The organism is Luteirhabdus pelagi (genome assembly GCF_016827595.1).
In the GTDB taxonomy this organism is placed as follows: Bacteria; Bacteroidota; Bacteroidia; order Flavobacteriales; family Flavobacteriaceae; genus Luteirhabdus; species Luteirhabdus pelagi.
Window position 1 is genome coordinate 519,932 of record NZ_JAECMS010000001.1, and the last position, 11,916, is coordinate 531,847.

Annotated in this window: 12 protein-coding genes; 4 read left to right on the forward strand and 8 right to left on the reverse strand. The window is 40.5% G+C overall.

Features of this window, described 5'->3' with window-relative positions:
• The first annotated feature begins 62 nt into the window (after positions 1 to 62).
• Both I4Q58_RS02370 and I4Q58_RS02375 read left to right on the forward strand, forming a co-directional pair.
• Entirely contained in the window at positions 63 to 947 is an 885-nt protein-coding gene (locus tag I4Q58_RS02370) for a glycosyltransferase family 2 protein (RefSeq protein ID WP_203293322.1), read from the forward strand.
• Positions 947 to 1,888, forward strand: a complete 942-nt coding sequence (locus I4Q58_RS02375) for a glycosyltransferase family A protein (RefSeq protein ID WP_203293324.1) — start codon at positions 947 to 949, stop codon at positions 1,886 to 1,888. Before I4Q58_RS02370 ends, I4Q58_RS02375 begins: the two co-directional genes overlap by 1 nt.
• Here I4Q58_RS02375 and I4Q58_RS02380 read toward each other — a convergent pair.
• From I4Q58_RS02380 to I4Q58_RS02390, 3 genes are read right to left on the reverse strand one after another with little or no spacing between them, the layout of a single operon-like run.
• Positions 1,885 to 3,027: a glycosyltransferase family 61 protein gene (locus I4Q58_RS02380; RefSeq protein WP_203293326.1), complete on the reverse strand. Its 1,143-nt coding sequence runs from the start codon at positions 3,025 to 3,027 to the stop codon at positions 1,885 to 1,887. The two genes, I4Q58_RS02375 and I4Q58_RS02380, sit on opposite strands and share 4 nt — an antisense overlap.
• 2 nt (positions 3,028 to 3,029) lie before the next feature.
• Complete coding sequence (locus tag I4Q58_RS02385) at positions 3,030 to 3,476, reverse strand: sugar 3,4-ketoisomerase (RefSeq protein ID WP_203293327.1); 447 nt, start codon at positions 3,474 to 3,476, stop codon at positions 3,030 to 3,032.
• Positions 3,440 to 4,549 carry a glycosyltransferase gene (locus I4Q58_RS02390; protein WP_203293329.1) on the reverse strand — a complete coding sequence of 370 codons (1,110 nt, stop codon included), beginning with the start codon at positions 4,547 to 4,549 and terminating at the stop codon, positions 3,440 to 3,442. The genes I4Q58_RS02385 and I4Q58_RS02390 overlap by 37 nt, the downstream gene beginning before the upstream one ends.
• A gap of 47 nt (positions 4,550 to 4,596) precedes the next feature.
• Here I4Q58_RS02390 and I4Q58_RS02395 point away from each other — a divergent pair, with 47 nt between their 5' ends.
• Entirely contained in the window at positions 4,597 to 5,745 is a 1,149-nt protein-coding gene (locus tag I4Q58_RS02395) for a glycosyltransferase family protein (protein ID WP_203293331.1), read from the forward strand.
• 55 nt (positions 5,746 to 5,800) lie between these two features.
• Entirely contained in the window at positions 5,801 to 6,289 is a 489-nt protein-coding gene (locus tag I4Q58_RS02400) for a DapH/DapD/GlmU-related protein (protein ID WP_203293333.1), read from the forward strand.
• 2 nt (positions 6,290 to 6,291) lie between these two features.
• Here I4Q58_RS02400 and I4Q58_RS02405 read toward each other — a convergent pair whose 3' ends face one another.
• The 5 genes from I4Q58_RS02405 to I4Q58_RS02425 are packed head-to-tail and all read right to left on the reverse strand — an operon-like array spanning position 6,292 to position 11,903.
• Complete coding sequence (locus I4Q58_RS02405) at positions 6,292 to 7,011, reverse strand: acyltransferase (RefSeq protein WP_203293335.1); 720 nt, start codon at positions 7,009 to 7,011, stop codon at positions 6,292 to 6,294.
• A gap of 1 nt (position 7,012) precedes the next feature.
• Positions 7,013 to 8,503 carry an O-antigen translocase gene (locus I4Q58_RS02410; protein WP_203293337.1) on the reverse strand — a complete coding sequence of 497 codons (1,491 nt, stop codon included), beginning with the start codon at positions 8,501 to 8,503 and terminating at the stop codon, positions 7,013 to 7,015.
• Between the two features lie 2 nt (positions 8,504 to 8,505).
• Positions 8,506 to 9,813: an O-antigen translocase gene (locus I4Q58_RS02415; protein ID WP_203293339.1), complete on the reverse strand. Its 1,308-nt coding sequence runs from the start codon at positions 9,811 to 9,813 to the stop codon at positions 8,506 to 8,508.
• Positions 9,814 to 10,914, reverse strand: a complete 1,101-nt coding sequence (locus tag I4Q58_RS02420; RefSeq protein ID WP_203293341.1) for a DegT/DnrJ/EryC1/StrS family aminotransferase — start codon at positions 10,912 to 10,914, stop codon at positions 9,814 to 9,816.
• Positions 10,911 to 11,903, reverse strand: a complete 993-nt coding sequence (locus tag I4Q58_RS02425) for a GNAT family N-acetyltransferase (protein WP_203293343.1) — start codon at positions 11,901 to 11,903, stop codon at positions 10,911 to 10,913. The genes I4Q58_RS02420 and I4Q58_RS02425 overlap by 4 nt, the downstream gene beginning before the upstream one ends.
• Positions 11,904 to 11,916 lie beyond the last annotated feature (13 nt).

An 11,916-nucleotide genomic window follows, 5' to 3' on the forward strand; every position in this document is an offset into this window, starting at 1 on the left:
CTTTACATTCACTGAAGATACCAAAACTCTTTCAAAAGAACTACTGCAGTATAAATAGACACATGCTTTCAATCCTCATTCCAACCTATAATTATGATGTTGTTCCTTTAGTGAAGCGGCTTCAGGAAGAGATTCAGGCTACGAAAAAAAAATATGAGATAATCGTTTGCGACGATGCCTCACCTTCTCTACCTTTTAAGATGAATGTGTTCGATTCGTTTTCTGACGTAAGTTTTCTCCATAATAAAACGAATTTTGGAAGAACGGCCACGCGTCAGAAGCTAGCGGAAAAAGCATCATATGACCATCTCTTATTTCTGGATGCCGATGTATTTCCGAAATATCCTAACTTTTTAGAACGTTTTCATTTAAAGGAGAAAAAATGGGATGTACAATTCGGGGGTATTGCCTACAAGGAAACACCTCCACAGAAAGAAAAATTATTACGCTGGAAATACGGAAGAGCGCGTGAAGAGGTTTCTATGTTGAAACGTTTACAGAATCCCTATTTCTCAATTAATTCTGGTTGTATCCTGATGAGAAAGGAACTTTTTTTCAACCTGAACGAAAAAATGAAAGAGAATCGCTACGGATTGGATATCTATTTCAAGCAATTGCTAAAGCAGACCCAAGCTACTGTTCTGCATATCGATAACCCCGTGTACCACTTGGGATTGGAGTCATCCGAAGCTTTTCTGAAAAAATCATTGCAAGCAGTAGCAACTACGGTTTCACTCGAAAAAGAAGGCAAACTTACAGAAGCCACTAGGCCGATGCAGAATGCCTATAAAAAAATAAGCCGTTTTGGCTTAGCGGGACTCTTTCAAAAAACGATTGACCTTTTTCGCAGTCCTATGAAACGTAACTTTCTCTCTACTCGTCCGAATCTTTTTTGGTTCGATCTCTATCGATTAGCCTATTATTGTAAACTTAAAAGAGGTCGTTAATGCCAAAATTTTCCATCATTATTCCGGTTTACAATAAAGCTGCTCATATTGCGGACTGTCTTCGCTCCGCGCTGCATCAAAGTTTTACCGATTTTGAAATCCTTATTCTGAATGATGGCGCTACCGATTCCAGTGAAGTGGAGATTAAAAAGTTTTCCGATACGCGTATCCGTTATTTTTCTGAAGAAAACCGAGGGGTAAGTGCTGCCCGTAATTATTTGGTTGAAAAAGCTGCTGCACCCTACATCGCTTTTTTAGATGCCGACGATATATGGAAACCAAATCATTTGGAAGTACTTCAAGAGCTACTGTTGAAGTTTCCCAATACGAAGTGGATGGCAACCGCCTATGAAAAACAACACTCTACGTCAAGCATTTCAACCATGAACTCACCTATTCTCGAAAAAGGCTCGGAATGGGCTGGGCAAGTAGATGATTTCTTTCAATATAGTCGTATCGATGCTCTTGCATGGACCTCAGCAGTTGCGATGAAAAAAGATTTTTTTGAAACGCTAGGCGGATTCAATACGGAAGTTACCCATGGCGAGGATACCGATTTATGGATTCGTGCTGCATTACAGGCACCACTCACCTTTTCTAATCAGGTAACTGCTCTCCATGTGCTTCATAGTACGAATCGATCGGCTGCCGTAACCGCTAGTCGACGAAAATTTCCCGATCTAGATGTCTATAAAAGCGCTGCAGAAAAAAATAGCTATTTAGCACAGTACTTAAGCCTTAATCATTATGCCATAGCACTTCATTATAAGATGGAGGGAAACTCGGAAAGGTTTCAACTGTATCGTCAGAAAATCGACGACAAGCATTTAACGGCAAAGCAACGTTCCCTATTAACGAAACCACGTTCAATACTACTCGGACTTCAAAAAGTGAAAGCGCTACTTCAACGAATGGGCATACCCGTTAGCACTTATACTTAGGCGAGAAATTTTTTAATCTTGTCGATGATAGGTTTGCTTACCATAACATCTTCATTTTTATTATCGGAGGAATATTCCAACAACAAGTGTTCGAATCCTAAGGCGGCTGTTATTTGCGCAAAGTAAAACGGATCGCGAGCGTTTCGCTCTTCAGGATACAATTCGACTAACCTTAGTTTTCTGCCGTAAATGACATTCGTAATCCCAGCACCATGAATGGCTAGCACCCGTTTTGCAGTAGTGAAAAGTCTAACTTGTGCTTCATACGACAATTCCTCTAAGCACACCGGCTCGAACGCTAGAGGTTGTAATGCTTTCAATACCTCATCTTCATTTAAAATTCGTCTTGAAATGGCATTCTTTCTGGAAATGAGAATATTTTGAATAGCACCTTCTACATTACCCTTTTGTTTCAACTTCGAATGCGCCAGTGCATTTAATTTGCGAATCATGTCCGGATAATACACATTAGCCATCGTAGTCTGTTCGCCACGAATATGCGGGAAGGAAACAACTAGTGTTTTGAGTGGTTTCAGGACACTTAAAATGTCTTTTTCTATGATTCGATCCTCCGAAATTCCGAATAAAAACTGAAGTGACTCCTTCATAAAAGCAGCTCCATCTTTTTTCAATACTACGGAATAGTCTTTAAAAAAGGGCTGTTCATAAACCAAAAGAGCTCTACTTAAACTTTCTAGTGTCCAATGATAATAGTTGTTATCGAGCCTGTTCAATAATGGAAGTACCTTACCCACATTTTTTGTGGGCAACCATTTTCGACCTACAATTAAATGATTGCTATGGAGTTCGTTTAAATATTCCTGTTGAAAAATGGTACTTTCCAAGAGCACATCGCCTTCATTTGAAACGACGATGCCCTTACTAACGATCGAGGCCTTTTCAAATTCGCAATAGAAGAGTGAAGCGCTCTTTAGCCCTTCAAATTTTTGCCAATAAGGTGTTTTTGGAATATGATAGTTCGAGAAGTCGATACTGATTGAATATGGCTCATGAAGCACCGCACATTCAGGACTATTTTTATCACGTTGAGGTACTGTTGAAACATTCTTTTCAAACAAAGAACTTAGCGATTGGTTTACCTTAAGAACAGCTTTCAGCTTTTTAAAGAATCCTTCCATTCTTATCGATCCTTCGAAATCCAATTCCTAAAATCATCGTAGTTTCGGATATAATCGCTTTCGTCGAATTCACCGGAAGAAACCACTACGCAAATAGCGCCAGAGGAAAAATTTTCGAGTTCTCGCCAAACGCTGGTACCAATTAGCAATCCTTTGTTTGGTTTATTAAGGGTTACCGTATCCTTTCGGTTTCCATCCTGAAGAATAACATCAAAGCTTCCGCTAATCGCTATTAGAAACTCCAGTTGTTCCTTATGGGCGTGTCCTCCACGACTGCCATCGCTAGGAACATCGTACAGATAATACACGCGTTTCATCTCATAGGGAAGCACGTCTTTTTCAATCACCGACAGATTTCCACGTCCTTCGGGATCGATAATCTTTGGAATATCGATGATACGACTTCCGTTTACTAATTCGTTATTATTTCCTGTATCAATTGATCCCATAACTTGGAAATGTGTTCTTGTTGTAAATGTTCAATACTTTTCTTTGCGTACGACGCACATTCCTTACGGAATGCTTCATCTGTGGCCATTCGATTCATGGCAGTTGTTAATGCTTTTTCATCATGGTTGGGTACCAGCAACCCATTCTTTTCGTGTTGAATAATTTCATTTGGACCGCTATCGCAATCTACTGAAACTACCGGTGTACCCATCGATAGTGCTTCAATCAAGACTCTTGGAAAGCCTTCATACCGACTCGTTAATGTTAAATATAAGGCATTTTTAAGGTATTGCCCCACCTCCGGTGTAAAAGGAAGCATGGAAACGTGGTCTTGCAATCCCATCTTTTTTATTTGTTCTTGCAGCCATTCAGAATCGGGTCCCTCGCCTACAATCTTTAAACGAATGTTTGCTTCTAGCAATACTGATGCTTTATACGAAGCCAATAAAAGGGAAAAGTTTTTTACACTTTCTTCAATACGACCAAGAAATAGAATATAACGTTCTCTAAAATCACGGTTTGAATCGGTCACGGCTAATTCTTCCATCGGATTATAAATCGAAATGGCCTTGCTTGTAGCAAAACGACTATTTACCTTAGCTGCTATCGCTTTAGAAACGCCAACTATTGCCGAAGCACGCTGCACCATTTTTGTGGCTACACGATTATTCTGAGGAAAATATTGATCTAGATTAAAACTTCTAACCACATACACTAACTTTTGGTTTCGATACGGCCATTTCAGGTAAAGCCATTCCTTCATCCCTTGAACACGGGTTCGGTTATCGATGATAACGTCAAACTTTTCTTTCTTAATAATTCGCCGCATTTCAGCAAAACGCTGCCAACGCTTCAGGACAGAATCGCGCTGCTTTTTATTTCTACCAAGATTATAGAGGGTTCCGGCATATTCGTAAGCTACCCAATCGTTCAGAATAATCAGACTTACGTCATATCCTTTCGTCACCAACATTTTTGACAACAAAGCTGTCGAGCGTTCCGCTCCACCTCGCCCGAGGGAGATTGCCACCAGGCAAACCTTAATTTTTCTACCATGAAGGGTGTCGGGCATAAATAATCGTACTTTTGAGGGCAAGTACGAGCAAATATAATGCATTTATGAAGATACTACTCGTCGGTGAATACAGTCGATTACATAATTCGTTAAAGGAAGGGCTTCAGGCGCTCGGCCATGAAGTGGTATTGATTGGCAGTGGTGATTATTTTAAAAACTATCCGGTAGACATCAAGCTTGAGCGCTCGCATACTTCTGGAATATCGAAAAAGTGGAAAGTGCTGTTGTATCGGCTATTTGGAATCGATATTGCCGCTTCTTCCCTTCGGAAACAGTTCTTCGCTAATGCTGAAAAACTAAAAGGATTCGACATTGTACAGTTAATAAATGAAAGTCCGTTGGGCACCGCTCCAAAGGTCGAAACCGAAGTGATTTCTTTTCTTCACAAGCATAATAAAAAGTTGTTCCTGCTTTCCTGTGGCGCCGACTACATCAGTATTAAGTACGCCTATGAAAAAAAACTGCGGTATTCCATTCTAACGCCTTATTTCGAAAATCGGGGTGATGCTAAAGACTATATGCCTTTGTTGAAGTATTTAGAACCCCGTTTTGAGAAGCTGCATGAATTTGTATATCATCGGTCCGAAGGGGTTTTGGCTTCAGACATAGACTATCATGTTCCGCTGCAGGGACATCCCAAATATTTAGGACTACATCCCAATCCCGTAAATATTGAAAAACTCCCCTACATTCCACTGGATGGTTCTGGAAAAATAACCGTGTTTCATGGTATCAACAGAAGCAATTACTTCAAAAAGGGAAGTCATTATTTTGAAGAAGCCCTCGAAATGGTTTCTAAAAAGTATCCAGGAAAATTACACATTATGGTGGTTGAAAATCTTCCATATTCCGAATACATTGAGAAATACAATCAAGCCCATATCGTTTTAGACCAAGTGCTGGGAATGGACCAAGGATATAATGCCTTAGAGGCCATGGCGAAGGGAAAGGTGGTCTTTACGGGTGCCGAAAAAGAATTTGAAGACTATTATAGCCTAACGGAAGAAGTAGCCATAAATGCGCTTCCTGATGCTGAAGCTATTTTCAAGGAATTGGAACACCTGCTTCTAAACCCTGAACGTATTGTGAAAATCTCCAAAAATGCGCGAGCATTTGTTGAAAAGGAGCATGATTATAGAAAAATTGCTCAGCAATATATCGACACTTGGAACGGAGCCTCGAAACTCGATTAATTTGTATACTTTAGCGTTTAGTTGAATATCCCATCAAATAAAAATCCTCAGCAAATTGAATACTTCCATCATTTCAGAAAAAGCAACCATTGGAAAAAATGTTGAAATTGGCGCCTTTTGCATCATTGAAGACGATGTCGTAATTGGTGACGGAACCGTTATCAAAAACTATGTAGAGCTACGAAAGGGAACCATTGTCGGTGAGAATTGCTATATCGATTCGCGCGTTTCTTCCTCTGGAAACTGCACGATTGGCAATCATGTTACGGTCCGTTATGATAGTATTTTGGCTCGAGGAATTAAAATAGGCGATCACACCTATATCTGTCCGAAGATGATGAGCAACAACCTAAATACCGAACACGAACAGATAGGTGGTGCCCAAATCGGCAAACATGTTTTTATCGGCACCAACTGCGTGTTGCAGCATGGAATTTCAATAGGCGATAACAGTGTTTTGGGTTCTTTATCGTTTGTAAACAAAGATATTCCCGCCAATGAAACCTGGTTCGGAAATCCTGCCAAATTTTATAAGAAGCAGTAAGCCTACCAATTGATTTTTTTATTCTGAATGAGTTTCGGCTTTTCGCTTTCCCAATCGCGACAAAAATTATCCTTTATTTTTTTAGCCGGAATGCCCCCAAGAAGAATTTCGGAGCCTAGCGGCGTATAATCGGTATTGCATAGCGAATGTGAAGCAATGACGATATTATCGGAGGTCTTGGTATTCATCATAATCGTCACTTTATTGGAAATAGCATTATACGCTCCCAATTCAATTCTTCCGGAAGTAGGATACTTTTGTTTTGTTTCACTATTAATAAACGGATGCGAATTGGTATCCACCACTTGTGAATCGTAGCCGATGCCCGTCCATTCCCCAAACACGATATGCTGGGTGCACATTACCTTCACATTAGAGCCCAAGGTAGCCATATGGCCCATCTCGAATTCAGCTCCTTGATCAATTTTCACACATACATCCTTCCCCCAGGTCGCTTTTCCTTTAAAGCGAAGCGTTCCCCGTAAAAACAATTCGGCGGTTCCTTTCGACGTGGAAGGAAACTCGAAGGTTTGTCCGATACCTATCATCGCCGTTTCAATAGGTCCGTCAAGAATGACCGTTCCGTCTAGGCTCGAGAACCGAATCTTTCCGAAGATAAAAACAGGTAGCTTTCGAGCGATGGAGAACGGGAATACCTTTAGGTTGAAGCGCCAGGTAGCCCACCAATTCACTGCAAACAATAATTTAAGTTTCTTCTTCAACCTATTTTTTCTTTCGTTTTAAAATGGTTTGTATCAATTCCCGTATTCCCACTTTCTTATCTAATTGATAAAGTGAAAATATGATCGAAATTAGTACGACTATACTAAGCCCAACATATCGGTAAAGCACGTTTTCCACAAATGTTAGCGAAAAAGCGATACCACATAATAGCAGCCCGGCGATAAAGATAGCATAGAATTCCGATTTAAGCCGAAAGCCATACAGTGAGTTGGTTAACATCCAAATCGCTACAAAGTGAATGATAAAATACAGAAAATAGCTAATCCCCAAACCTTCCAACCCCCAATAAGAATAGCCCGCAACGTTCATAGCTACTAACACTATATTAAACACAATCGCGGTGGTGATAAAAACCTTAGAGTCGCCCTTAGCTATAATGATGTACCCCATGGAAAAGGAAACGGCCTTAAACATCATTCCTAATATCCCCCATGCTACGAATTGTACCGTCGGACTAAACTCTTGGGAATAGAGCAACGTAATGAAAAAGGGAGCAAAGGCTACGAATATTACTACTATTGGTAGCATCAAAAGAATGGCTACAAAGGCTTGTTCGAATACGATGTCCTTCACCTTTTCCAACGAATCGATGACGCCCGATAAACGAGGAAAATAGTCGGTAGCCATAGCGTTGAATACCAGCCCCACGTAGGTGTTCAGAATTACGACTCCAGCATTATAAAAGCCTACCTCATCTACCCCACCTGTATTGCTGATGTAGATTTGAACAGCATAGGCAGCAATTAAACTAATGATACCGCTTACGCTTAAGGTTATTCCCAATCGGATCATTTCCTTTCCTTCCGAAAAGGTCTGTTTGTTCGTTAAGCGATCGGTTTTTCGTAATTCAATTTTCCGTTGAAAGAAAGATGTTACAAAAAAGGTAACGATAGCCGCTATGATGATGGCGGGTACTATTCCTTCAATTCCGAAAAAGTAATAGAGTGGAATAGTAGTTACCAATCCGAAAAGACTTCCCAAAACATTGGCTTTCGCCAACGAACGCAATTTCTGAAGCCCTTGTAAAATAGCAAGGTTTGAATTTGCGAGTTGCTTGAAAAGCAATGCGATTGAAATCCAGATAAAAGCAAAAGTATAATCGGAATTCCCAAAGGCAAGTTCACTCAGCAAGGGAGAGGTCAGTCCCATGAGCAAGGCTCCCCCAAGTCCCGTAAACCAAACCAAGCGCTGTAGCACACGAACCGTTCTTATCGTTTTATCTGTGCTATCATTATTCTTTGCATAGGAAATATCCTTTACGGCACTTCGATTCAATCCTAAATTAGTAGCAGCATCTACTAGATTTAAGGTGGTGTTTAATAGACTAGCGATTCCCATACCAGTAGGTCCGATAAGCAACGCGATAATTTTGGACCGCACTATTGAAATAAGGATGGTAATAACCTGCACACCTCCAAATAGTGAGGTGGCCTTCACAACATGCCGAAATGCATTTTTTTGCGGTTCCATGGTCAGTGTTCGGTTAGTTGTTCGGTTGAAGACTGAGGCTGTTGGGAGAAGTAGCGTATTACGAGAAAAAGCACTAAAAAGAAATATAAGATATAGCGAATAAAATGGGCAATCACTACACCTTCCACCTCATAAGGATCGACAAGCCAATAGGCCAATCCATAAAAGACCGCTGCAGAAAACACTTCAACAAAAACGAAATTTCGTACTAATTTCTTGGCGATTAATTGATGAAGCAGTACCAATGCCATCAATTTTACAAAGTCGCCCAATAATTGCCATTTAAACAATGGTGCCATTTCATCGAAATCGATAAAGATATACTCGATAAACTGGAAACGAAGGAAATAAATAACGATCATTCCAAAGGCAAAAAGCGGTAGCAAGGTCTTATAGATAACACTCAATTCCCTTAAAAAGTTTTGTTTGGTATGAATACCCACAAATTTAGGGATAACATACAATGTGAAAAGAGCTCCGCTGAAGACCATATAATTTTTGGAAAGCGTCGTCATTCCCGTCCAAATTCCAGCGTCTTCTTCGCTTAATCGTTCCGCTAGCAAATTACGAAGATCCAATTCTACATAATTCACTAAAACAGTTGAAGAAAACGACATTAATGCAAAGGCCAAAAGCGATCGCCCGTAGGGAATTTTCCATTTAATTTCAGAAAACACCACATATTCGCGCATCACCTTTAAGAAGATAAATAGCAATACCAACACCTGAACAATCGGGATACAGGCAATGGCAACGAGCGCACCGTCAATTCCGTATTTGTATAACATGTATAGGGTAAGCGCTGCACCTAGTAAATAGGCAATAATTTCAATTTTGGCGAATTTCTTATAGGCTGAAAGTCCGTTTACGATTCCATTAAATACTCGTTGAATAGAAATGAACGGAACCACTACCGCCACGATTTTTATCACGTATGCAAATTCAGTATCGTAAAAGAAATAGACGCTTATCGGTTCAGACCAAAAAAATAGCACCAAAAAGCAAAAAAGACTGCCTAAAATGTTAAAGACGAAGGTTGTTGAAAACAACTTCTGAAGTTCGTGCCGGTTTTTCTTGTGCTCGGCTACATACTTTACAATCCCGTTGAATACCCCAAACGATGTAATAGAGGTTAGCATTTGCAGAAGGTTCCGCAAGGAACCAACCTTCGCGTATCCTGCCTTACCAACAATATCGGTCAATTCGCGCTGCAGAAAAAAAGCGACGAGTAAACGCAAAAGGATTACAGACGCGTTGAGCGACGTAATTTTCAACAGTAAATTGTCGCGTATAAGCTTAGGTAGTTTCAATCAATAGTTGTTTAAAACTGAAATTACTCGGTCCACTTCTTGCTCGGTAAGAATCGGACTTATTGGAATACTAACGACTTCCGAGTGGATTTGTTCTGTAACTGGGAAGGAAAGTTCGTTCCATTCAGGAAATGCCTGTTGTTTATGTGGTGGAATAGGATAGTGAATCAAAGTACCTATCGCATTTTCCTTACAATAATTCATGAATTCCGACCGATGCTGAACCCGTACTACAAAGAGGTGAAAAATATGTTCATTACCACCTTCGTAATACGGAAGTATAATTTTTTCATTTTTGATTTCCGAAAGGTATCGATTGGCAATCGTTCGTCTACGCTTATTATCGCCATCCAATGTTGGCAACTTAACGGACAGCAAACTTGCCTGCAGTTCATCCAATCGCGAGTTGAAACCCTGTAGCTCATTTTCATATTTTGAGACTGTCCCGTAGTTTCGTAGTTTCCGCACCGTTTCGGCCAGGGCATCGTCGTTGGTTGTGATGGCACCTCCATCGCCAAGAGCGCCTAAATTTTTGGTCGGATAAAAGCTAAAGCCTGCTGCATCCCCCAAATTCCCAGCTTTCTTTCCGGAGGTATGTTGACAACCATGTGCCTGAGCGGCATCCTCAATCAATAATAGGTTATGCTTCTCAGCCAATTCCCAAAGCGTTTCCATGGGGGTAAGCTGACCATATAGGTGAACAGGCATAATCGCTTTTGTTTTGGTAGTAACGGCTTCGGTAAGAGCTGTCATATCAAAGTTAAAGTATTTAGTTTCTCCTTCCACAAGTTTCGGAGTAAGGCCTGCTTGTTGAATGGCCAAAATGGTAGCGATATAGGTGTTGGAAGCTACTAATACTTCGTCGCCTTCCCTTAACTTTCCAAGTACTTTGTAACCTTCAAGGACAATTCTAAGTGCCTCAAGGCCATTTCCAGTTCCAATACAATGTTTTACGCCACAGTATTCGGCAAAGGCTTTTTCGAACTTGGCTGTTTCTTCACCCAAAATATAATAGCCTGAATTCAAGAATTGCTGGAACTTTTCCTGAAAATCAGGCTCATATCGAGCGTTAATGGCATGCAAATCCAAGAATGGAATCATAGCAACGGAATTTTAAGTGTATTGGCCACAGCAGTATCGATTTGATATGTATCGAAAGAAAAAGCTCGTGCACCACAACTCTCTTTCCAGAAAAGCAGCCCTTCGCTTAAGACCTTTCCACCCTCTTCACTCGAAGTATTGAAGTCGAAATAGCGACGATCGTCCTTGAATTCATTCATGATAAAATCGTACAACAAATCGAGGCTACCCAAGGTATTCTTTTCTTGATTACCTGACACGTATTGTGGATGCACCGTAGTGTCAGTTAAGAAAACGGTTGTTCCGGCTACTATCGTATTCGTATCGTCATAAACATTTACTTGCTTGATATTTTCTGGAAAATCCTTTGCCAACTGTTCAATTTCCGCAAGGGTATGTACCGGCTCGGCATCATGTTTTCGCTGTAGATTGGGAATCAGAATCTGCTCCCAAAAATCCTTGAAATTCTCTTCTACTCGTACCGTTAAGCCGTGTCGCTTGGCCTTATTGATACCTTCTCTCCTGTTCTTTTGGAAACCAAGGTTATGCTCATAATCAATAGCCATGATTACATCGCGTTTCTTCAGCGTAGCCTTCGCTTGAAAACAAAAATATTCCAATTCATCGGCCGGAAGCGTATTATAAAATTTCGGAATGAGGCGAACTTCCAGAACCTTCTTACCCTGTTCATTTAAAAATATCAGCATCTTTCGAAAAGCTTCGAAGGCATCCAAGAGTTTCGCCTTTTCACTTAAAATAAAGGAACCATAGGTAAGTCCTTGATGCGAAATCACCTTATCGGCAACGGTGTTCGCCGGAAGCAGCGCGAATAACTTTCCATTCCGATAGATCATAAGCGAGAAGTCCTGAAAACGATCGCTATGGTAGTCCATAAAATCACGTTGAAACAAAAAAGTGGCATTTTTCGCTCTCCTTACAAAGACATCCCATTCCTTTTTTTTGGAATGAGTATATTTTTCTACCGTAAAATCAATTTCGCTTTGGCTCAAAAAAATCGGTTAT